This window comes from Singulisphaera chitinilytica, assembly GCF_049331405.1.
In the GTDB taxonomy this organism is placed as follows: domain Bacteria; phylum Planctomycetota; class Planctomycetia; order Isosphaerales; family Isosphaeraceae; genus PoT.
This window is the reverse complement of sequence record NZ_CP186274.1, coordinates 7784046-7808131: the sequence shown is the minus strand read 5'-3', so window position 1 is coordinate 7808131 and position 24086 is coordinate 7784046. Positions and strand designations below refer to the sequence as shown.

At 61.6% G+C, this 24086-nt stretch carries 13 protein-coding genes; 4 read left to right on the top strand and 9 right to left on the bottom strand.

Annotated elements, in window-relative coordinates; translation table 11 throughout:
* Positions 1–52: 52 nt before the first annotated feature.
* The 3 genes from ACOYYX_RS30415 to folE form a co-directional block, all read right to left on the bottom strand.
* On the bottom strand, positions 53–3901 hold the full coding sequence (locus ACOYYX_RS30415) for a hypothetical protein (protein WP_422926457.1): 3849 nt from the start codon (positions 3899–3901) through the stop codon (positions 53–55).
* A 456-nt stretch (positions 3902–4357) separates the two neighbouring features.
* The gene (locus ACOYYX_RS30410) at positions 4358–7318 is read right to left on the bottom strand and encodes an FAD-binding and (Fe-S)-binding domain-containing protein (RefSeq protein WP_422926456.1); all 2961 of its coding nucleotides are present in this window, start codon (positions 7316–7318) and stop codon (positions 4358–4360) included.
* 587 nt (positions 7319–7905) lie between these two features.
* Positions 7906–8568, bottom strand: coding sequence for a GTP cyclohydrolase I FolE (gene folE, locus ACOYYX_RS30405; RefSeq protein ID WP_422926455.1), 663 nt, complete (start codon positions 8566–8568; stop codon positions 7906–7908).
* A 415-nt stretch (positions 8569–8983) separates the two neighbouring features.
* Between folE and nth the strand changes: the two genes are divergently transcribed.
* From nth to queG, 3 genes are all read left to right on the top strand, one after another.
* Positions 8984–9661 carry an endonuclease III gene (gene nth / locus ACOYYX_RS30400; RefSeq protein ID WP_422926454.1) on the top strand — a complete coding sequence of 226 codons (678 nt, stop codon included), beginning with the start codon at positions 8984–8986 and terminating at the stop codon, positions 9659–9661.
* 146 nt (positions 9662–9807) lie between these two features.
* The gene (gene metF, locus ACOYYX_RS30395; protein WP_422926453.1) at positions 9808–10719 is read left to right on the top strand and encodes a methylenetetrahydrofolate reductase [NAD(P)H]; all 912 of its coding nucleotides are present in this window, start codon (positions 9808–9810) and stop codon (positions 10717–10719) included.
* A 76-nt stretch (positions 10720–10795) separates the two neighbouring features.
* Complete coding sequence (gene queG / locus ACOYYX_RS30390) at positions 10796–11860, top strand: tRNA epoxyqueuosine(34) reductase QueG (RefSeq protein WP_422926452.1); 1065 nt, start codon at positions 10796–10798, stop codon at positions 11858–11860.
* 52 nt (positions 11861–11912) lie between these two features.
* On the opposite strand, the gene ACOYYX_RS30385 is transcribed toward queG, so the two are convergent.
* The 4 genes from ACOYYX_RS30385 to ACOYYX_RS30370 form a co-directional block, all read right to left on the bottom strand.
* A complete protein-coding gene (locus ACOYYX_RS30385; RefSeq protein ID WP_422926451.1) occupies positions 11913–12872 on the bottom strand; it encodes a dockerin type I domain-containing protein in 960 nt (319 codons plus the stop codon).
* 159 nt (positions 12873–13031) lie between these two features.
* Positions 13032–14405 (bottom strand): glycosyltransferase family 87 protein, encoded by a 1374-nt coding sequence (locus tag ACOYYX_RS30380; protein ID WP_422926450.1) that lies wholly within the window; start codon positions 14403–14405, stop codon positions 13032–13034.
* Between the two features lie 63 nt (positions 14406–14468).
* Positions 14469–16274, bottom strand: a complete 1806-nt coding sequence (locus tag ACOYYX_RS30375) for a hypothetical protein (protein WP_422926449.1) — start codon at positions 16272–16274, stop codon at positions 14469–14471.
* Positions 16275–17075: 801 nt separating this feature from the next.
* On the bottom strand, positions 17076–18014 hold the full coding sequence (locus tag ACOYYX_RS30370; RefSeq protein WP_422926448.1) for an acyl-CoA desaturase: 939 nt from the start codon (positions 18012–18014) through the stop codon (positions 17076–17078).
* 369 nt (positions 18015–18383) lie between these two features.
* Here ACOYYX_RS30370 and ACOYYX_RS30365 point away from each other — a divergent pair, with 369 nt between their 5' ends.
* Positions 18384–19319, top strand: coding sequence for an MDR/zinc-dependent alcohol dehydrogenase-like family protein (locus ACOYYX_RS30365; RefSeq protein WP_422926447.1), 936 nt, complete (start codon positions 18384–18386; stop codon positions 19317–19319).
* A gap of 59 nt (positions 19320–19378) precedes the next feature.
* On the opposite strand, the gene ACOYYX_RS30360 is transcribed toward ACOYYX_RS30365, so the two are convergent.
* Positions 19379–21301 (bottom strand): DNA gyrase/topoisomerase IV subunit B, encoded by a 1923-nt coding sequence (locus tag ACOYYX_RS30360; protein ID WP_422926446.1) that lies wholly within the window; start codon positions 21299–21301, stop codon positions 19379–19381.
* Positions 21302–21446: 145 nt separating this feature from the next.
* Positions 21447–23894, bottom strand: coding sequence for a DNA gyrase/topoisomerase IV subunit A (locus tag ACOYYX_RS30355; RefSeq protein ID WP_422926445.1), 2448 nt, complete (start codon positions 23892–23894; stop codon positions 21447–21449).
* Positions 23895–24086 lie beyond the last annotated feature (192 nt).

The window sequence follows — 24086 nt, the reverse complement described above, 5'->3', positions numbered from 1 at the left end:
CTCCCGGTTCGTGTCGCGCGAGTGAGTCCATGGTGCCGTCGTACGCACGAACTTACTGAGTCGGTGCAAATCGCGAGTCGAACTGGGTCAGGCCCGTTCCCGAGCCGAATCGCAGACCCGGACTGATACGCGGCGAGATGGCGATCGCGAACTGCGAGTAGTTGTTACGCTGCGGATCGACCACCAAGCCAATCGTCGTCAGGTAGTCCGCCCCGACACGCGTGAAGGAGAACATCGACGCCAGGAGGATTTCGTTGCCGAAGTCATACGAGGTCGAGAACGTGCCGTACCACTTCGGACTGAGCCAGTAACTGATGCTCGGATTCAGGGCCGACGTGGTGATCGGACCCGTGTTGAGCACCGTGTAACCGATGAAGATGTTGCCGCGAGGCGGCCGGCTGATCGAAATACCCGACGTGACCACGTTGAGCCCGAAGGGATAGCCGGGTTGGTTGCTGGTTGCCAGGGTCGTGGGCTGCCCGCCGATCTTGAAGAACTCGAACCAACCGTAAGAGATGAAGCTCGTACGATCGCCCAGGAACCACTGGTAGTTGTACGTGTTCTGGCCGAAGGCCTCGCCGAAATTATCGCGAGCCGAGTAGGGGAAGTAGGTCGTCGACAGGTCGAGGGTCATGAAGTCGGTGACCCGACGTCGGCCCTTCGGACCTCGCAACGTTTGCAGACGCGAGTGCAGGTTGAGCTGGAGGGTCTGGATCGAGGCCTGGACGTCGGTCGTCCCGGTGATGGGCGAGATCGCCCGACGCAGGATCAGATGCCTCGGGTCATACTGCTGTGGCAGGATGCCGCCGACGTAGTTGTCGAGGGCGAAGTAACGCCTCACGAGTTCATACGTGTTGTCGTCGAGGTCGTCCTGCACTCCGATCTGATTCAGCTTCACGTTCGAGACCGCGTTGCGGTAATCGGCCTCGAAGCTGACCTTGTGGTTCAGGCCGTGGACGTTGAAGAGGTCGCTGTCGACGCCCGAGTACCTCCTCCAGATCATGAAGTTGGCCTTGGCTCCGGCCGCACCCCACCACCTGCCGACCGAATTCCCGGCGAGCTGATTGTCCCAGCCGACCACCTGCCCCTGGAGGTAGGGGACGACCCGGATGATGTTGTCGATGCTGAAGGGGACGTCGATTTCATGGTTCGAGTAGTAACGACCGGTCTTCAGCACGCCGCTCGTGTTCGAGATCGGGTCGTACGGGATGAATGCAAAGATATTCGGATTGTTGACTTCGACCGCCGTGTGCGTGTTGGCGTAGTCGAGGCCACTGTGCTGGAAGTAGGTCACCCTGTCGCCCAGCAGCGAGTCACCCAAGCGGTAGTAGTCGAGCTTGGGCAGCCACTGGGTCTCGGTGTTGAAGTTCTGAAGATTCGTCTCGGCCCAGATGCTCCAGGCCGTGTTTTCCTTCTGGCGGATCAAGTAAGCGAGGGTTTCCTGGTCGAGCCCCGTTTCCGTCAGGCGTTTGTAATATTCTTCGAGGAACTGACGGTCCGAGACGTAGGCGGCCTCGAGCTGGAAACGGAAGTCTTCGTAGGGATTGGAGTCGGAATCCAGGAGCGACTGCATGTGGCGGAAGTTCACGCGGCCGCGGAAGTCCTGGAAGGCGGGGACGTCGTTTCTCTGATAGCCACGCTTGCCGGCGACGACCCCGCTCGGCAGGATCGTGTTGCTGGTCACGATGGCCGGTCCGCTGCCTAGGTCGTCGACGCCGCCGTCCTTCAATCCCCAGATATCGAAGTATCCATAATAACCGTCGGGAACCGTGTCGCCGTAGCGCTTGGGGTTCTTCCGGTAGGGATCCTGCAGGTCGGCGAGCAGGTCGCGGCCGAACCAACCGAGCTCGGTGCCGAGCGCGGGGAAGTGCTTGGTCCGGAGGCTCAGGTAGTCGATGTCGACCGCCCACGAGTCGATCATCTGCGGCTTCTTGATGCCGAAGAGTCGGAACGCGTTGAAGTCGGCGAGGACCTGCTGGCCGAGGTAGTTGTTGTAGCCGTATCGAATCTGCCGGAGCGGCGGCTCGATGTCGTCGATGTCGCCCGAGATCCGCGGATAATAGAAAACCGGGACCTTGCCGAGGAAGAAGAGGTTCTGCCTCGCGTCGAAGTTCCAGGTGAGATCCTGCTGCGACTTGGGGTCGCGAGGATCGCCGACCATACCGCCGGTCGTCGGATTCGTTTTGGTGCTGGGGACGTGCGTGATGTCGAGCGACTTACTGGTGAAGCGATAGCCCGGGACCGGGAACCGGCTACCCGTCATCATGGTCTGGTCGGCCATGATGTGCTCGAGTCCGTATCGCCAGCGTCCGTCGGCGCCCATCTCGAGCGGCCGATACTGGTCGATGCGTGGTGCGAGCAACTTCGTGGGTGCGATCAGGCCGGGGGCGAACATGTCGAGTTCGGCCTCGAGCACGATCGCCCGGCCCGTGCTGAAGTCGAAGAAGACGCGCTGGCCGCGGAAGGTCTTCTGGTCGCCGTTGCCCGCCACTTGGTGGGTGTCCTGACGGACGACGACGTTCCCTTCCAGGTAGACTTCCATCGGCTGGTCGGCGTTCTCGATGGTCTCGCCGTTGGGGCCGAGGGTCTTGGTCCCCTTCTTCTGATCGACGCGTCTCCAGATCACCGCGCTATCGGCCGAGAGCTCGATCATGCCCGTCGGCGAGGGGGCCTCGGAGACGATCATGACGCCGCCGCGAACAGTCGTCGTCTGAACGCCGTCGACGATCGGCATGTTCTTGAACAGGAAGTCGGGGCCGCCATTGCGTGAGTAAATGCGAATCTGTCGCTGCGATCCCGGCATGTAGGGGATCGTGGGAGGGCCTTGATTGTTCGATCCGTTAGATCTGCTACCAGAGCCGGGCTGTCCCTCGCCCCCCTCGCCCTCTGCGGGGTCTTCCAGGGGCATCAAGTCCGTCGATGGAGATCCACCGGGCTGGGACAATCCGGGCATTCCCGGGGCGTCCTCAAGGGCCGGGAGATCAGACGCGGGAGTCTCGACCGCAGGGGGGAGGTCGGATGTGTTCGGAGAAACTGCACCGAGGTCTTCCGAGAAGCCCTCAGGCTCGAATTGCGTGGGGACGACGCTCGCATCCTTCGCCGCGGGGACCTGTTCCTGGGTCTCGATCAGCGGGGGGAGGTTCACGACCTCCTGAGGATCGGCTCCGGTTTGAGCGGTCGCCTCGGTCTCGATCAGAGGCGGGAGCGCACCGATCTCGGCGATCGTCGCCGAGGCATCGTCAACGCTCGTCCCGCCAGTGCCCCGAGAGTGATCGAGTTCTTCCAGTGTCGGTATGGGCTGTGCTTCCGCCTCGGCCACTTTCGAGGGATTGGCCGCGACCATGGCCGTCGGCGTAACGCCCGTCGTCACGGGCGAGTTCGCGACGGCATGACGACGCGTAACGGCCGGGGTGGAAGCTGGACCCGTGGCAGCCGACCTCGGCTGATTGGCGACTGGAGCCGATGGGAAGGCTCGGCTCAAGATCGGCAGGTCGTTGGGACGTCCAGGCAAAGTGACGAATCCGCGGTCACCCTGATACGGCTTGAGCGCGACGTTCTTCTCCGTACGCATCAAGACGCGGGATGAGGAAGTCGCCGGGGCCGAAGCCCCCATCGCTTGAACATTCCCTTCGGCGTGGATCTCGAGTTCGGAGATGGTGATCCCATTCTTGGGGACCCGCCGGACGCGGACCACGGCCTGGTTGGCGCGAAGTCCGCTCACACCACCCTGGATGATCGCAGCCTGACCGCCAAGGTAGATCCACTGGTAATCACCCGCTTTCCATACCCGGACCGAATCCGCGGCGAGCGTGATGGGATCTCCCACCTGCCCGAGGGTCGTGGCGATGGTACGCTCCTCGGCCTCGATGGGCGCAGGTGCGATCAATGCCACGAGGATCATCCAGAGCCACTCGATTCGATTCGAGCGGCCGCGGGTTAGGTCGTGCCCTTGCACGGCTCCTCCCAGGGTTCGACCAGGCAATCATCGGGCTGGCCTTCCTTGGCCAAGCCCCTCGTCCCTCGCCACGCGCCTCTTAAGTACGAATAACGCCGCGCCACCGTGAGGCCGATCTCGATTCGGCCGGAAACCGATGCAAGTCGTGCTTGAAGACGCATGAGATTGCGCTTCAAAACGTCGATGGCCAATCACGGGAGACGTGGATCGTCGAGTCGCTCAAGACGTGAATGTGACGGGACAATCGGCGGGGAAGATAGCCTGACTCCCGGTTACCGTCAACCCGAGATGAAGATGTGGCGCATAAGCCACCTGCTTCGTCATGAGAGGATAGTTTCGCGTGGGGAGCCGCCCAGCTTCTCCACGTTTCGTAGACGTGCAAAGCTGTGCGAGGACCGGCTGTCAGGACATTTCGTTGCGTGATTTTGGCGTCTGGAAATGCCGGATCAGCGAAGGGCTCAGGCCGTAGCCGAGGCTGAGGAGCTTGATCGGATGCAGAGTACGTTTGGACGAGCCTTGTTCCATCTGCATCCGACAAGCGCCGCATTCCGTCGCACCAATCTCCAGATCGCTCTCGCGGAGTCGTCGGAGCATCCCGCGCCCCGCGCGCAGAGACGTCCGGAAATGCTCTCGCCTGAGGCCGAAGGTCCCGGCCATGCCCGAACATCCGCGATCAATAAACTCGACCTCGAGTTCAGGAATCCGTCGGATCAGGTCGAGGCCAGGAGTTCCGACCTGGAGTGCACGCAGATGACAGGGTTGGTGGTAACCGACCCTCGCCCGGAGAGGATTGGTGGGCTGGGGAAGCTGTCCGCGTGCATCGAGACCCGAAAGATACTCGCCGAGGTCTCTGGTGTTCTGAGCGACGAGCGAGGCGTCGAGGTCGTCGGTCAGCTTGAGATACTCGTGACGCAGCATCAGTGCCGCCGTCGGTTCCGAGCAGACGATCGTGTAACCGTCCCTGACCGCATCGCCCAGGATGCGAAGATTCGCGAGGGCGAGTTCCCTCGCCCGGTCGATGTCTCCGGCTACGAGGGCAGGCATCCCCGAGCCGCTTTGACGGCCTGGGACGTAGACGTTGACCTCGGCCTGATGCAACACGGCGACGACCGCCTCGGCCAACTCCTGGTCGAAGTGGTTGGCGTAGACGTCGACGAAGTAGACGACCCTCGGCCCCGGCTTCTGGGGATTCGGGCGCGACAACCCGAGTTTGGCCGCCCTGCGAACGAACGGCGTGCGGTGGGCCTTGGGAAGCTGACGCATCTTCGAGATACCGAAGACCCGATCGAACACCCATCGCGACGACTTATTCGTTAGCAGTGCATTCGTGATGATCGGGAATCGGCTCGCGAGCGACGACCAGAAGTCGACCCTCGAGAGCATCCAGTCCCCCTGGGAGAGCCCGTGATTCTCGACGTAGGCTGCCTTCGCCTCGAGCATCAGGCTCGAGACGTCGAGACCGGACGGGCAATCCTGCGAGCACAGGTTGCAATGGATGCAGAGATTCGCATTCTGGCGTAGCTCCTCGGTCCCCCACAGCTTCGGGTCAACGGACCCGGAGATGAGTTGGCGGATGAGGTTGGCCTTTGAGCGCGGTGAAGCCGCCTCGACGCCGAGTGCCCGGAAGGTTGGGCACATGCGGGCATCGGGAGCCTTCGTGCGACAGGCCCCGCAACCGTTGCAGGCCGAGGCCGTCTCCTCCATCCCGCGCTCTGTCCAACGCAGGACGGGCAGAGGGCGCAACTTGATGACAGTCGATTCGAGTTCGGGTTCGGCTTCGGGCTCGGGGGCGAATCGCTTGAGGTTCCGGAGCATCAACTGGGGGTCATCGCCGATGACCTTGCCGGGATTCAGCAGGTTGAGCGGGTCGAAGGCATCCTTGACCTCGCGGTAGATCGGCACAAGGTCGCCGAACTGTCGGCGCAGGAACTGCGTCCGCACCAGGCCGCTCGCGCTCCCGCTCGAGATCGTTCCGCCGCAGGCCAGGGCGATCTCATAAACCTGCGTCGCGAGCGGTTCAAGCTTGGCAACGTCGCTGGGGTCGCTCAGGTCGAGGAAGGGCATGGTGCGGATCCGACCGACCCCCGCATGGGCGTCGAGGACCCAGTTGACGTCGTTCAGCTTGAGGACGGTCTGCAATCGAGCCAGGAAATCGGGGAGCACCTGCGGCGGAACGGCCACGTCCTCGATGAAAGAAACCGGGCGCACGGTGCCTCGCGTCCGCATGAGCAGTGGCTCGAGGAGCTTGCGGAGGGAAAGGAGCCGCTCGCTCTCGGCTCGCTTCGTGAACTGCACGGGGTCGGAGATCAGCAAGCGCGACCGGGAGATGCGCCTGGAGAATGAGTGGACCCGCGCGGCGACCTCCTCGGGCTCATCCCCCTCGAAGGCGACGATCAGGACGGCCCCCGCCGAATCCGGTATCCACTCGCGAAAGGCCGGGACCGCCTCGCAGACGAGGCGAATCGAACGCCAGTCATGGAGGTCGCAGATGGTCGGCGAGCTTTCCAAGCAATGCGCCACCGCCTGTGCGGCGTCGCCGATGCGGGCGAAAGACAGGAGCACAGCACCGAGGGCCGTGGGGATCGGCACGGTCCGGAGCTTCGCCTCCAGGACCAGGGCTAACGTCCCTTCGGATCCAACGACCAGCCGCGCCAGGTCTATCCCCGCCGGCGACGAGGCCGGACCCAGGGCATATCCGGCGCGATGGCGAGGCGTACGCGGCGACTTCCGCGCGATCAGCTCACCGTTCCGCCGATTGAGTGCCCCGAGCTTGCGGAGGATGACGCTCTTGAAGTCGGTCGGATCATCGTCGAACGAAGGCCAGGCTTCGCGCTTGAGCTCTGTGATTTCGCCATTGGCGAAGGCGACCTTGAGGCTCAGGACGTGGTCGCTGGTCGCCCCATAACAGAGGGCACGGGGACCGGATGCATCGACACCGATCATTCCGCCGACGGTCCCCGATTCCGACCCGGCGGGATCAGGCCCGAGTTTCCGTCCCAGCGGGGCGAGTTGGCCGTTCACCACGTCGATCACGACGCCGGGCTGAACCACCACATTATCGGGGCCGATGGAAACGATCCGCCGAAAGTAGCGGCTGAAGTCGATGACGATCCCGGGCCCGAGTACAGCCCCCGAGACATCCGTCCCACCGCCGCGAGGATGGAGAGGGATCTGATTCTCTCCGGCGTAGCGGAGGAGTGAGAGAATATCCTCTTCCGACTTCGGGACGACAACACCGAGTGGATCAATCTCGTAGAGGCTGGCGTCCTGAGCGTAGGATGCGCGCTCGAGCGGTTCGAACAACAGGTCGCCCGCGAGGATCCCTCTAAGATCCTCGTGAATTCGCGCTCGGCGTTCATCCACTTTTGGCAACGATCCTTTAGCGGGTCGATTCGATCGAAACGCCGGCACGCTCGGCGGGGTGGGCCTTACGCGAGGAAAAGGGAGGGGGGAACCTGACTCGGCGAACTCAGGTAATCGAACGAGGACGTTTCCGCCTTCTACTCACCCGCCCAAGACCTCATAGAAAGTCGTACACGGACTGCTCTTAGGACCATCAAGAATTCGTGAATTCGAAGTGTGCTCATGCCATGATGACCGCCACAAATCCTTGCAAAGATCTCGCGTATACCTCAGCAAATCGACTCGATCTTAAACGTCGTGCGTGATCTGCCTGCCGCTTTGCGTCGCCCTTTGTCGGGGTCGAATGGGACAGGCTCACATTCTAACGTGACTGTGGTCCCGCGAAAGACGCCAGCGGCCGCGACCCCAATCAGACCTACGATGGAACCCAATGAATTCCTTCGAGTTTCGTCCTACCTCAAGCCACCTTCCGAACGAGACAACCTCTCAAATCCGCCAGAGGACTCAACCACTATCAGAAGATCATGCGGCGCAATCACCTTCTGGCGATCGCGCAGCATTCCAAGCTACCACTGGTGGCAATTTCTTCACTTGCCTCCGAAAATCAAGGCCATAACTTCCGACCTCGTCGCGAGCCGCTCCTTGAAAGTGCCTCGCATGGCGCTCGTTACGAAAGAGCTGTTCGGTTTGTGTACGCCGCGGACTGTCATGCAGCTATGGCTGGCCTCGACGACGACCGCGACGCCCTTGGCGTCCAGCTCTTTCATCAGCAGGTCGGCAAGTTCCTCGGTCAAGCGTTCTTGCATCTGGGGCCGCTTGGAGAGGACGTCCAGGACGCGGGGGATCTTGGAGAGCCCGATCACCTTGCCGTTCGGAATGTAGGCGACGTGGGCCTGACCAATGAAGGGGAGCAGGTGGTGCTCGCAGAAGCTCTCGAACCGGATGTCCTTGATCAGGACCATCTCGTCGTACTTCTGGGTGAAGAGCTTCTGGAGGTGGATCCGGGGGTCGAGGTGCAGGCCCTGGAACACCTCGGCGTACATCCTGGCCACGCGATCGGGGGTCTCAAGTAACCCCTCGCGATCGGGGTCTTCGCCCACGGCGATCAGTATCTCGCGGACGGCGCGACGGATTCGTTCGAGGTCCACCTTCGGAGACACCGTGCCTTCGGATTCGAGGTCGGATTCGTCCCCGGGATGGGGCAAATTACCATTGCTAGGGACACCTTGATGTGGGGAAGAGGACGACATCGTGGCAATCTCGAAGGGGACCCGACCGAGGCAGCAAGCCGACGGAACGGAGGGACGGTTCTTGAAATCGTAAGTCTAAGCAGATCAAAGATTTCGGAGAGACACTCGCACAATTCATTGTAAGTCGTCCGTGACTCGAAATCAAGCTGACGTCACGGTGATCCGTCGCGTTAACGGCTCAAGACTCAACGCGAAGTCTTATCGATAGGTTCGAGTTTCTCATCGCGAAAGAGCGAACGGCATATGAAGCACCAATCTCGATCATCGGCGAGTTTCACCCTCAGCACCTTGGGGCAGAACCCAGCACCAATGAGATGAGCCTAAGAGGTGACACCGTCGCGTGTTTGATTGACAGAATTCGCGAGTTCCATACGATGAACTTTGCTTGTTCGATCTCGCTCGGAAGGAACCACGGATGGCACGCGATAAGGCTCCAGAACCCGATCCCGCTGCCCAGGCGAAGCTTGTCGTCCGAGCCTTGAAACGCCTCTATCCCGAGCCGCAATGTGCCCTCGTGCATCGGAACCCGTACGAACTCATTGCCGCAACGATCCTCTCGGCACAATGCACGGACGTCCGGGTGAATATGGTGACGCCCGAGCTGTTCCGGAGATACCCGAAAGTCCAGGACCTTGCCGCGGCTCGGATCGTGGATGTCGAGGAAATCATACGAACCACGGGTTTCTTCCGTTCCAAGGCGAAGAACCTCGTCGCGATGGCCTCAAAGGTCGTCGAGGAACATCAGGGTGAGATTCCCCAGGATCTCGATGCCCTCACGGAGCTCGGCGGCGTCGGCAGGAAGACTGCTAATGTGGTCCTGGGCGTCGCCTTCGGAATCGCCTCGGGGGTCGTGGTCGATACCCACGTCAAGCGTCTCTCATTCCGGCTCGGGCTGACGAAGAGCAAGGAACCGGTCGTGATCGAACGCGAACTGGTCGCAATCGTCCCCCGAAAGGAGTGGGTTAATCTGAGCCATCGACTCATCGATCACGGTCGCCGGGTCTGCAACGCGCTCCGACCTCGTTGCGAAGACTGCTCCATGGCGAAGATCTGCCCGAAAAATGGGGTCAAACAGCCGGGAGGGGTCGTCTAGGATCTCCCCAAGCCCTTTCGCCCGGGCTTTCGAAGCCGATTCCGGGACGAAACCCTCCCGATTGTTGACGGATCTGATTATCCTTAAGGCCGCGGGATCGCACTCTCGAGGAAATGTGTGCGCGAGCGACAAGGATTGCCAGAGCCATGCATATTCAAGACATCTTCCAGGCACACCCCACGACGTTCAGTTTCGAGTTTTTCCCTCCCAAGTCGGATAAGGCCTCGGAAGAGCTCTTCTCGCACATCGCACAACTGCAGGCCCTGCAGCCGTCGTTCGTCTCCGTGACGTACGGCGCGGGCGGCTCCACTCGCGAGCGTACCCAGGATCTCATCCTTCGAATCCAGCGCGAGACGAACCTTACGGCCATCTCTCACCTGACCTGCGTCTGCCATTCTCAGGATGAGTTGCAGGCGATCCTGACCCGGTATCACGCCTCGGGTATCGAGAACATCCTCGCCCTCGGCGGCGATCCGCCCCGCAACATGGCCGACTACGACCGCTCTCGCGACGCGTTCCAGTACGCCGATGGCCTCGTCTCCTTCATCAAGGGCTGGGGCCCTGGAAACGGCAAGCGAGGGTTCGGCATCGGTGTCGCCGGCTTCCCCGAAGGACACCCGGGAACCCCGAACCGCCTCAAGGAGATGGACTTCCTCAAGCAGAAGGTGGATAGCGGCGCGGATTATATTTGCACGCAACTTTTCTTCTCGAACCATGACTTCTACGACTTCCGCGAGCGTTGCGAGTTCGCCGGGATCAACGTCCCCATCATCGCCGGCATCATGCCGATCACGCGGGACTCGAGCATCACGCGCATGGCGGAACTCGCCCTCGGAGCCAGGTTCCCGGCCCGCCTGCTGAAAGCCATCGAACGCTGCTCGGGCGATCCCGAATCCATCGACCGCGTCGGCAACCACTGGGCGACGGAGCAGTGCCGCGACCTTCTCGATAACAACGTCCGGGGCATCCACTTCTACACGCTTAACCGCTCGGACGCGACGCGTCGGATCTATGAGAATCTGGGCGTGAAGGATTCGCAGTCCCTGCGATCGCGCTGAGTTGACCCGCTCCGTTATGACAAATGACCTGACCACTCGGCTGAAAGACGAGGCTCGACGTCTCGGTTTCGATCGAGTGGGTATCGCCCCGGCGGTCACACCCGGCAGCTATCCGCACTACGTGGACTGGCTCGAGGCCGGCCACGCCGCCGGGATGCATTACCTGGAAGCCCGAGCCGAGGCTCGCAGGCATCCCGAGCACGTCCTCAACGGCGTGCGTTCAGTCGTCATCGTCAGCCTTGTCTACGGCCAGCCCGAGGCGACCTTGCCCGGTCCTACGCAGGCAAAGGTCGCCCGCTACGCACGGGGAGCCGATTACCATGAGGTCCTCTGGCGTAGGCTCGAAGAGCTCCTCGCCTGGCTCCGGCAGGAAGCCCCGGAGGTGCAGGGTAAGGCGGTTGCGGACACGGCTCCTCTCCTCGAACGAGACTTCGCGCGGATGGCCGGGATTGGTTGGGTGGGCAAGAATACGATGCTCATTGACCGACGGCTCGGGAGCTTCACTCTACTCGGTGCTTTGCTCGTCGACGTCGACCTCGAAGTGGATGAGCCGGCGACGAAGAACTACTGCGGCAGTTGCACGCGATGCCTCGACGCCTGCCCGACCGATGCGTTCGTCGCTCCGTATCAACTCGACGCTCGGAAGTGCATCAGCTACTGGACGATCGAGCACAAGGGGCCGATCGACGAGTCATTCGCGCCTCATCTCAACGAATGGGTCTTCGGATGCGACATCTGTCAGGATGTCTGCCCCTGGAATCGCAAGGCTCCGCACGGTCGGGAGCCCGAACTAGCGCCTCGCCAGGAGTTGACGAATCCCGACCTCATCGCCTGGCTCGAATCCGACCCCAGGGTTTTCGCGCAGTCGATCAGGCGAACGGCACTGTCACGGTCGAAACGCACCGGACTCTTGCGAAATGCAGCACTAATCCTGGGTAATCGCCGGGAGTCCAAGGCCGTCCCCGCGCTCGTTGCTCTCCTATCCGACCAGGAACCGGTGATCCGCTGCTCGATTGCGTGGGCTTTGGGGCGTATTGCCACTCCAGAGGCCATCTCGGCTCTGAGAGCCCATGAAAACGAAAAAGACCCGTTGGTTCGCGGAGCGATCCAACGGGCCCTGGTCAACTCGGGTTCTCGATAGCCATCGAGACTCGGGGATATCGACTTCGAAGTCGCAAGTGCGACCCTGGAAGTTAAACGGTCGGCTTGTAGGTCACCGGCGAAATATTGCCGACGATCGTCTGGCCGAACGAGTCGACCGACTTCACCGAGAAGGTATTGGAGCCAACGATCAGCGGCACCGTCACGGTGTAGTTGCCGGTGCTGTCCGCCGTGGTGACGACGGGGGGGGCACTGGGACTGTTCGTGTTGGTGTAGGTGATCGATGCGCCGGGCGAGGCAGTCCCTGTGAACTGCGCCGAAGGGCTATTCGTTATGCGATTCGTCGAATCACTCACGCTGGAGGGGACGAGGTTCGCCTGCACGACCGGGTTAATGGTCAGGCTGGCGCCCTGGTTCTGAAGCGTGTAGGCGATGTCGATCTTGCCGACGCGGCCGTCGCGGTTCACGTCCGCGTTGAAGTTGTAATTCGAGCTGGAGCTGCGGGTGCCGGAGTTCTGCTTGACCAACTGGAGGTCGGTCTTGTCGACCTTGCCGTCGCCGTTTGCATCGCCGGGGAGGTAGAACCCGAGCAGGAAGTCGCCCGTGGTCGCCCCAGGACCTGTCACGTTGACGGTATAAGTGGCCGGCTTGGAGGGATCACCTGGATATTGGGTCACGGGTACGAGCACGGCATTCGTGCCCTGGCCGCTCGCCACCTGATAGTGGGTCAGGTGCGGATTATAAATCGAGTGGAAGGTCTGGGGGATGATGTTGCCATGCGGGTCGTCGACCGAGGAGATGAGCGGCTTCAGGTTCGAGCCGTTCGCCGCCACGACATCGATACCCAGGGCAAGCTTGCCCTTGGGGAGCGTGAAGTTCGAGGGGTCGATCGTGAAGCTGACGGCGGCCGTCTCGCCCGAGGTCGTCACGCTCCCGTTCATGATGGCGAACGTATTGCCAGCCCCGCCGGTCAACAGCTCGCGGGCCTCAAGCTGCTCGGCCCCGATCCGAGCTTTTCGTTCTTTACGCGGGGTGCGCTTGAGCGGGTCCATAGGCCCTCCTTGGCCAATTTCCGAGACGTGGTCCGACTGACCAGATGAGAGGTGACAACCGTGCGGAACGAGTCCCGTAGCTGACCCCGCAATCCTTGCGGGGTCGTACGTCTCACGAGCAAATATCGCTCATGGGCATTGGATCAAGCCGAGAATCATTCATTCGGAGACGAGCCTTCGTGTCCGTCCCGCCCAGTGTGGCGCCGGAGAGCTCCGCCCCAGCGTAACTGGCCGTTCGTCTCCATTATCGTCCGCAGTATCGTTTTTCTCCACCCAAACCCGCCAAGCGGTCGCGATGTAGAGAATCATGCCCGCCCAGAGGAACATTCCGTAACCCTGCGCGATCTTATGGCCGACACCGCGGATGAAGAGGCCGCCCATCTCGGTCGACGTCGAGGCCATGAACAGCGCCGACGCGACCAGCGCACCTATGAGCCCGTATCGCACGTATCTTGGCGATTTAGGGCTGGCCGCGCGATAGACGAGGTAGGTGTACGGCAACAACAACGTCACGTAGTGGTGCTTCCAACTCCGCTCCGAGACGAACAGCATCGTCAAGACCACGAGCGCGAACTCGCCGAGGAGCCTTGGGTCGTCGCGTCGCGTCGTCTTGGTCCGGCAGAGCAGGGCGAGGAGTCCCACGAACGCCAGAGTCGTACCCTTGACCAGCATCTTCACCGTGGCAGGGTCCCAGGCGACGATGTTGAGGTCGAGGTGATTGTCATAGCGGCCGCCACCGACCTTCGTCTCCGTCAGAAGCCGCGTGAGGACGCCTGGCAACGACTGGTTGATCTCCTGCGAGCTGGAATTCCCCTTGATGATGAAGGGGCTCATCATCCGCTTCCACCAAGTCGCCAGGCATTCCAGATTGAACGACGGGCCGATGATCATGCTCGGCACAACGAACAAGAAGAGCACCATGCCGACGCAAGTCGCACCGACGGTCCGCCACGACCTCTTGTAGGCGAAGTAGGGTACGAAGAGTGCGGGCGTGACCTTGTAGGATATGGCCAGGGCCAGGATGAGGCCCGCCAGTATGTCATACCCCTTGCGCCAGGAGTAAAGGGATGCTACGATCAAAAATAGGATGATCAGATTATTATTGGCATGGTGCAGGTCGCCCATGATCGGCCGCAAGGTGAGCAGGATCACCGGGCCTTGGATCCATGATGGCAACGTCCTGCTACCCGCCGGCCTGACCATCCGGAAGCAGAGCCAGATCGAGATGGTTGTCAGTGCGACCTTGAGCGTGAACCAGGTGATGGCCCCGGTGAGCTTCGGCAGACTGGCGAAGGGATACAGCGTGATCGGGAAGATCGGGGGGTTGGGGAACATCATCTCATCATAGATGTTCACACCTTCCCAGAATGAGAGCACTTGGTGCCGCCAGCGGATGAAGGCGCTGCGGTCCTCGGCGGCCTTGTCGGCGTAGACGAGGGCGGCTCCGACGGCGGTGATCAAGGCCGCGATCCAGATCGCGCGGCGGAAATGGCGGTCGAAATCAGGGACCGCCGCATCGGCAGCAGGTGGCACGGCTCACTCCTTCCCTGGAGATGGGGCCACTCGACGTATCTTAGAGGATCTCGACGAGCCCGCTCATTCCGTTTTGCGGTCGCGATCCGAGGCCGGCGGAAACCGAAGCTCGAATTTGACCGGGCCCGTCGTCGGACGAAACCGGATGAACGGCACAGGATCCTGTTCTAAGAAGGCGGAGTCCCACGGGATGGGTGGGGTGGTCCGCAAACACGGAACGGAGTGATACCGCAGCACTATGAAGCCGTCAACCCCAGGCTTGGCGTCCTCGACGAGCAGCTCATTCGCCTTCGCAGTCACCGTAGCCTGCCCTTCGATCGCGTCCCCCTCGAAGCCCTTGACCCTCGCGATCAAGAGACTCCCGTCATCCTCGAGGACCTCGATCAGGTCAGGGTTCGACCGGCAGAATCCGCGTGCGAGCGGGCTCCAGCAGAGGATGGCCGACGGCCTGTAGAGCCTGGCATAGCGGACGAAATGCTCCTTCGTCCAGTTCGCCTTGCCGAAGAGTTTGTTCTCGCCGAACTGCGTGAAGTTCGTAGTGAGCGAGGCGTGGAGATAGGGCCCGCCGATCAGCTCGACCCCGGTTCGCTGGGGCAAGAGACCGCTAAACCGTCCCCCCTGGAACGGGTCGGGGACCCCTTGGATGCCGAAGCCCCCTTCCTCATAGAGCAACCGCCCGCCTGGCTTCACATGACGCTTGACGCGATCTACGACCCAGAGGAGGCGGGGAGTCGGCTGGCTCGACAAGAATGGCGGGTCCTGCAGTCGTGCTCCGACGGCACCACGGACCGGAGGCAGGAAGAACCGCGCGCCGATCAGGAGGAGACCCGCCAGGACCCAGCGATCCAGTCGCCCCGGTCCACTTGCCTTCAGGCGCTCCAGAACCTCGGCCACTCCGAATCCCGACGCCAGCGCCATCGCCGAATAGAACGCAAACGTATGTCGCCCCGGCTGGAGGAAATCCAGGGCTCGGAGTCCCCCCGCGAGATATCCCCAGAAGAACCCCGCAACAGCGAAGCCGCAGAGAGCCAGACCGAGTTGTAGCCCTCTTCTTATCAGCAGGACGATCCCCACGAGGCCGAACGCCCAGAGGATGCTCTCGATAGGCGACTCGGTGCTGACGATCTGCAGGAGCCGCGTGAGGACCCCTTCGGGATGGGCGAATGCGAAATCGGACACCCCCTTGGTGGAGGAAAGCCAGAGACCCGGTAGCCACCAGAACGCGTTCGCGACAAGTACCACGAAGGGCAGCAACCAGACTCCGACATGGCGCATCCGGCCAAAGCTGATTCGAGACTCGATATGGATGAGGCTGGTGGAGTAGGCCAGGGCGAGTGCGGGCACGACGATCATGGAACTCGTCATATGCACCAGCACGGCAAGTGGCAGCAGGACCGCAGCCAAAATCCACGAACCCAAGCCACCGGCCTGAATGAACCGGGCCGCGACGCCCGTGGCCAGCAACCCTAATGGTATGGCCAGCAGATAGGGGAGCATCCCAAAAGCCGCGTAATTGATCGGGAAATCCGTCCAGACATAGAGGAGGAAGAAGGCCACAGCAAAGGCAATGGCCGTCGAACTGAGCCTCCATGCCACCCCAGCGAGTGCGATCATCCAGGGGATGAGGGCGGCCGAGATCAAGACGTAGACCTTGTAAGCCAACTCGGGTTGGGAACCACCTAAGAGCGCGACTACGACTTCCGGCAACGTCGAAGATGACGGATAGACGATGCTTTTCGCATACCCCGACATGAACGTCGGGTCATACCCGGCCGTCGTCGCTGTAGACTTCAGGAAGGCTCGTGTGACGAGGGCGCTATGGTAGTAGAGGGGATGGTCATCCTTCGCAAGCGGCCAACCGTTGGTCAATCCATCCCGTCCCCCGAGACCAAGCCAGATAGCCCAGCCATGGAGAAATCCCAGGACCACGACGATCAGCCAACTGACGCATGCCCCTAGACCCGGCCGCCAGCGGTCGCTCGCCATGTTTCTCGTAGCCCATCGCGGAAGTAGCAGGAGAGACCGGCGGAGCCGGGAGGAGGCCCGGCGCCGGTCCCTCGCCAATGTCGAGGCGTGTCTCAACGGATCATAAACCCGCCTCACCGACTCGTTCGGAGCAGGGGAGGGGACGGCCGGGAACCTTAATCTTCACGTTCCCGAAAGTGCGGCCCGCAGGATTCGAACCTGCAACCAAGGGATTCAAGGGCCCTCATGTTTCCATGAGGCTTGGACTATCTCATCCTCCTCGTCACATTTCGTGGCCGAGGAGGCCGGGCGCTCGTCGACGGGGATTATTGTTGGGACTCACCCCGTTAGTCTCTGAACCTTCCTGGCCACCGGAGCCCGGCCAGGCTTGGCTGCGGATTACCTTGCCCTGGTCACTGTCTCGCAAAGTCCCAAGGTTTAGGCTTCCCGCAATTCACCCGGTTCGCGTTCAGGGGTTACCCCCCGGCGCCACCATTTCTTGGCAAAACGATGAGTCCCCTGCTCTGCCGTTGAGCTAGGGCCGCCTCCGCTTGTCATCATCCGTACCGACGCCTCCCCTTTCAAGCTTTTTCTGGGAGGATGTCGAATCGGCGCCCGTTTTCGACCCCGGCGATGAAACGGATGAACGCCGATGACCCTTCTGTGACAGGGTCATCGGCGTCCAGGTTCGATCATCCGACGAGATCAGGGGGCCGTCGCGAGCAGTTCGGGCTGCTCGTCGTTGTTCAGGTCGGACGAGGTCTCGGCCGCCGCAGTCGTAGCCTTGGCCTTCGACTTGCTGATCTTGGGGAGCTTGATCGAGTGGGCGATGCCGACCATCTTCATGGCGCAGATCATCATGTAGGTCATGTCCACTTCCCACCAACGCATACCGTGGCGGGCCGACGTCTGGTAGGCGTGGTGATTATTGTGCCAGCCTTCGCCGTAGGTCACGATCGCGACCCACCAGAGGTTGGTCGAAGAGTCGCGAGTTTCGTGCGAGCGATAGCCCCAGACGTGCGTGGCCGAGTTCACCAGCCAGGTCGCGTGGAGGACGAGGACCGAGCGAACGAAGAAGCCCCACACGAGGAAGGGCATCCCGCCAATCGCATAGAGGGCCACGGCCGATAGGACCGGGAAGACGATGAAATACCGATCCATCACTCGGTGGATGGGATCCTTGTTGAGGTCGGGGGCCCAGCGGGCATAATACTCGGGGGTATGGTCCGACGTGACGTCGGGGGTCATCCACCAGAGCATGTGGGCCCAGGCGAACCCGCCATGCTTGGGGCTATGGACATCTTCCGGTTCGTCGGAGTGGGCATGATGACGACGATGGTCGGCCACCCAGCCGATGGCCCCGCCTTCGGACGCACAGCAACCGATCGCGGTGAGAACATATTCGAGCCACTTGGGACGAGTGGCGAAGCTGCGGTGAGTGAGAAGGCGATGGTAGGTCATGGTGATGCCGATGCCACCGGTCACCCAGTGGAGCACCACGCAGAGGAGCAAGGCCTGCCAGGTGAAGTAGGCGGGTACAAAGGCCAGGAGCGCCCCGATGTGCAACCCAAGGATCCAGATGACGGGCCCCCAGGCGATGCGGATCGGTTGCGACTCGGGAGGGGCGGCAGTCGTAGTGCTCATGCGGAACCTTTGACTCGATGTTGTCCGTGGGAGAATCGTCTCGATGCGGCGGGCCGTCTCGTCGTCGTGAAGGCAGTGCCTACTGCGGGACGGAGAACCTCTCAACGGCCCGAGCCGTGCTTCGGCAGGGGACCCACCTACCTTACATTCTTCAAGGGACGGTGAAGCTCGGCCGTATCGCTCGTGGATTCCAAATTTTGGAAGAGAGCGTTGAGGATCGGCCGGTTCCTGGCAGGCCGAAGAACGTGCCGAGCGAGTCTACACGTTTCATCTCGACCGACAAAGTGGAAACCGGAGAAAATTGAGCGGTGTGGGCAAATTCCGCTTCAATGCGTCTTTCAATCACTCTTTAGGACGACGAGTCTGCACATGAGAGGCGTTTACTGTGACGGATCCTCCATCCGACTTCGCCGCGACCTGCCGGTCCCGGCACCTTCGAGCGACGAAATCCTCGTCGCCGTGCGCACCGTCGGGATCTGCGACACGGATATCCAACTGGCCAAGGGGTACATGCAATTTCAAGGAGTGCTCGGTCACGAATTCGTTGGGATGACGGAGTCGGGCGCCAGGGTCACCGCCGAGATCAACAACGCTTGCCGGCACTGCGAGACCTGTCGCGCGGGCAACCTCGGCCACTGCCCGAATCGCTCCGTCCTCGGGATTTTCCGGCACGACGGGGCCATGGCCGACTACGTGGCCGTTCAATCGGCGAATCTTCATGAAATTCCCGATGCCATCGACGACGACGAGGCGGTCTTCATCGAACCGCTCGCCGCCGCGTTCCGGATCAGCGAGCAACTCGACCTGAGCTCCGAAACCAAAGTTGCGGTCCTTGGCGACGGAAAGCTCGGGCTCCTCTGCACCTGGATCCTCCGTGAGGCCGGGTGCAAAGTCACTCTAATTGGTAAACATCAAGATAAGCTGGCCCTCGCCGGAGCAGGGATTGATACGAAGTTGATCGGGAATCCTGCGATCGAGGCTCGCACATTCGACGTCGTCGTGGATGCCACCGGCTCGCCGACGGGTTTCCCGAGTGCCTTGAAACTCGTGCGCCCCTGTGGAACCGTCGTGCTGAAGACAACGGTGGCCGGAGACTACACGATCAACCTCGCCGAGGTCGTCATCGACGAGATCAGGGTGGTGGGCTCGCGCTGCGGCCCGTTCACGAAGGCGATCCAAGCCCTCGCAAATCGAAGGGTCGACGTCCGTCCCCTCATCGGCGCGAAATATTCACTGGATCAGGCCGAAGAGGCATTCCAGGCCGCGGGGTCGAAAGGCGCGCGAAAGATTCTCATCCATGCTTGAAGCCATGAATGAGAATCTCGGGAGGGATCGATGAAGGTGGTATGACGAGCAATCTGTCTTCATATGTCGATATCTTTCGCCGTATAGGCTTCGGCCATGATGAACTTGAAGCGGGCCTCGGGCTCCTTGCCCATGAGGTCCGTCACCGTTCGCTCGGTGTAGGATCGGTCATCTTCGGGGACGGTCACGCGCAGGAGGCGCCGACGCACGGGGTCGAGGGTGGTCTCGAAGAGGAGCTGCGCAGGCATCTCGCCGAGGCCTTTGAACCGGGTGATGTTCGGCTTGGCATTCTTGGGAAGCTTCGCCAGGATCCGATCGCGGCTTCCATCGTCGGCCGCCCAGTGGGTCTCCTGCCCGTGGGTGATCTTGTATAGAGGAGGGCAAGCGAGGAAGACCCGGCCGTCGTGCAGGAGGCCGGGAACGTGACGATAGAAGAAGGTGAGCAGCAGCGTGGCGATGTGGTGGCCGTCGCTATCGGCATCGGTCAGGAGGATGACCTTGCCGTAGCGGAGGCGGGCCGGATCGTACTGGTCATCCATTCCGCAGCCGAGGGCACTGATGATGTCGGTCAACTCCTTGTTGTCCAACACCTTGGCCTTGCCCGCCTGCTCGGCGTTCAAGACCTTGCCCTTGAGCGGGAGGATGGCCTGGATGTCGCGGTCCCGCCCTTGCTTGGCGGAGCCGCCTGCCGAATCACCTTCGACGATGAACAGTTCCGACTCGTCCGGGTTCGTGCTGTCGCAGTCATGCAGCTTGCCCGGCAGGTTGAGGCGGTTGCTGATCGCCGTCTTCCGACGCACCTGGGATGCCGCCGCCCGGCTCGCCTCGCGGGCCTTCGCCGCCTGGATGACGCGGGCAACGATTGCGTCGCCAACGCTCTTGTTCTTGAGCAGGAAGCTCTCGAGCCGGGGCCGCACCATCGACTCAACCTGACCGCGCACCTCGGTGTTATTGAGACGCCCCTTGGTCTGACCCTGGAACTGGGGCTCGTGGACGCAGACGGAGATGACGGCGGTCAAGCCTTCGAGGATATCCTCGTTCTTGATCTCCATCCCCTTCTTGACGAGCTCATGGTCGGTCATGAAGCGTCGGACCGCGGTCCTGACCGCCTCACGTAGGCCGAGTTCGTGGGTCCCCCCGTCGATCGTCGGGATCGTATTCACGAACGACCGGACGCTTTCTTCGGTGGACTCGGTCCAGGTCAGCGCAACGTGACAGCGGATCCCTTCGTCCGAGTCCTCGCGTTCGACGACGAAGGGCAAGGCCGCCACGCGAGCATCGCCGCGAGACTTGGTGATGGCGTCGAGGAAGTCGGCCACCCCGCCGTCATGTCGGAATTCGACGTTCTTCTTGTTCTTGAGGTCGACGAACTGGATGACCAACCCTTTGTTGAGGTAGGTCTTGACCTCAAGCCTTTCCGAGATCAGTTCCGGATCATAATTGGCGTCGCGGAAGATCTCGGTGTCGGGCGTGAAGGTGACGGTCGTCCCGGTGCCGCGTGCCGGCTCGCCTGGTTGAACCGAGCCTTGTGGCTTGCCTCGCTGGTAGTGCTGGGTATACGTGATGCCGTCACGGCGAACCTGGGCGACGAGCGACTTGCTCAAGGCATTGACGACGCTCGCGCCGACCCCGTGCAAACCGCCGGCCACCTTGTAGGCGTCGTTGTCGAACTTGCCGCCCGCGTGGAGGGTCGTGAAGATGACTTCGAGGGCGCTCTTGCCCGTCTTGGGGTGGACGTCGACCGGGATGCCGCGGCCGTTGTCCGCGACGGACATCGTCTTGCCATCGGCCTCGAGCGTGACGACGATCCGGGTGGCGTGACCGTTCATCACCTCGTCGATCGCGTTGTCGACGACTTCCCAGAGGAGGTGATGCAAGCCGGCCTTATCGACACCACCGATGTACATACCCGGGCGGCGACGGACGGCCTCGAGGCCTTCGAGTACGGTGATCGACTCTGCGTTATATGTTCCGGATGCCATGGGGCACCTTTCGTCTAAGATTGCCCATCGCCGCTGCGTGTCGTCGCCGCACGAGGCCGAACATGCCGGGAAGTGCCTCGACTGCATGCTCGCCCGATATGGACCAATACGCGAGGTCATGAAGCCCTGTTCACAACCGAAGCTCTCAGACCTCGCCGATTTCCTCGACCGGGGGAATTGGCCGTACTTCGTCGTGGACGACGGCGTCGAATGAACCGCGTTGGAGGACGCCGTTCCCCTTCCCTCCGCGAGATGCAGGTTGGTATCTCGTAGTACGAATAACCATGGTCGCACCCCGATTCGTTCGCACCGTCAGGCCCTCTCGAACGCGGTTGGCAAGTGCGAAACCTAGTACCCGATCCTTGAGGTCCAACTTGATCCCCGTCACGCCCTTGGCAGGCCCCGCGACGATGGTGGCCTCGGTCACGGGGAAGATCAGGACTCGGGCGTACTTCGTCGCCAGGCAGACGTTCTCAGAACCATCGGAGGCCTCGACCCCGATCACTGCGTCATCTTCAAAGAGACCATCAAGCCGCACTACGGTCTTACCGTTGCGATTCGAGACCGGTGCGTGTGAGGCCAGGGCAAATCGGAGCACCTTGCCCCCCGCGGTCATGGCGATGCCATATGGTGGAGGAGGAGAGGCCGAATGTGCACCATTCCCGTTGACCTGGCCGATCTCCCCATTCAGGCTCTTCTGCACGGGCTCGTTGCTCGTGTCCTGGACTTTCACCGGAACAGGCAAGCAGCGCGGGTCGTGGCAAATCACCCCGACGATGTGTTCATTGTCCGCAAAGGCGAAGAGCTTTTGAATGGGCTCTCCGTGCCCCGTGGTCATGGCGACGTCATTCACTCGGAGCGTGTAGGCCATGCCGCGATCGGTGAAGAGCGTGATCGTATGCTTGGCCCTGGCTCGATAAATCCAGCCGACGCGATCGTCATCGCGAACGCGAATACTGGCAACATCATTGAACGACTTCTGCCTCTTGGCCCAGCCGTCCCGCGTGATGATCACCCACGAATCCTCGTCGATGATGTAATCTTCCTCGCGGTATTCGATCGGCGCGGCGGGTCCTTCGATCTTGGTCCGGCGAGGCTCGGCGTAGGCACTCGAGATTTGTTTCAGTTCGCCCCGGATGATCTTCCAACGAGCCGGCTCGTCGTTTAGCAAGGCCTGAATCTCGTCCGCCCGCTTCCGCCGTTCGGCCAGTTCGTCGAGGATGTCCTGGATCTCGAGTTTGCCGAGTCGATAGAGCTTGGTTTCCAGCACCGCATCGGCCTGGAGTTCGGAAAGTCCGAACCGGCTGATGAGCTTGGGGGCGGCGTCTGCCTTGCCATCGCTCGCGCGGATGATCCGGATCGCTTCATCCAAATTGTTGAAGACGATCGCGAAGCCTTCGAGGATATGGATCCGATGTAGCAGATTCTCGAGCTCGTGCTGGAGGCGGCGAGTCACCACCTCCATGCGGAATTCGAGGAAGTGCTGGAGGATGCTCCTCAGGTCCAGGCGGTCGGGAACGGCCACCTCCGCCCCCGCGGCCGGGAGGAGGCAGGTCATGTTCACGTTGAAGTTGGACTGGAGCGGCGTGTTCTTGAACAGGTAGGCGAGGGCCGCCTCGGCATTCGATCCGGGTCGCAACTCGAGCGCGATGCGAACGTCCTCGGTGCTCAGGTCCTTGACGTTGACGAGTTGCGGGACTTGCCCTTTGCTGATCAGTTCGCCGATGCGCTGGACGAGGGCGTCCTTCTCAATGCCGTATGGGATCGAGGTGACGAGGACGACGTTCGGCTTCTCGGGATCGCCCTCATAGGTGCCTCGGAGCTTGATCGCGCCCTGACCCGTGGCGTAGATCTGGAGGATTTCCTCGGCCGAATTGAGGATGACGCCGCCGGTGGGAAAGTCCGGACCTTGAATGTGTCGGACGAGCTTCTCGATGGACAATTCGCGGTTGTCGAGGAGCGCGATGAGGGCGCTGCAGACTTCCTTGAGATTGTGCGGCGGGATGTTCGTCGCCATGCCGACTGCGATGCCGGCGGCGCCGTTGACCAGCAGGTTCGGGAACTGCGCGGGCAGAACGACAGGCTCATCGGTCGTCGACCCGTAGTTCGGCCGCATGTCCACGGTCTTATCGCGGAGCTCGCTGAGGAGCTCATGCGCGATGGGCATGAGCCTCGACTCCGTGTATCGCATGGCGGCCGGCGGGTCGCCGTCGATCGAGCCGAAGTTGCCGTAGCCCTCAATCAAAGGGTGGCGGAGGCTGAACGGCTGGGCCATCCGGACGAGAGCGTCGTAGATGGACGAGTCGCCGTGAGGGTGATAGCTCTTCATCACCTCGCCGACGACGGCCGCGCACTTGATGAACCGCGATTCGGAGGTGACGTGCAGGTCGTGCCACATCGCGTACAAGATGCGACGCTGCACGGGCTTGAGGCCGTCACGGACGTCCGGCAGGGCACGCGATGTGATGACGCTCAGGGCGTAGTTGAGGTAGCGCGACCGAGTGGCTTCGGCCAGCGAGACATCCTCGACTACGGACTTAGCTCTCGCCTCGAGGTTGAGACCTTGACTCGACCGGCCTTTGCGTTTCGCCATCGCTCCGTCTTCGCCTCGATGTCCAATTTCCTGGCAGCGTTAGGGATAGCACCGACTCAACCGACCCAACAATATCAGGATCGGGTTTCCGAAGCAATGCGTCTACTGTACAAAAATCCACAGACGCTCTTGTACGTCGATCATCGATCCCATGGTTCGAGGAGACGAGCGTGTTAAGACGCATTGCGTGTA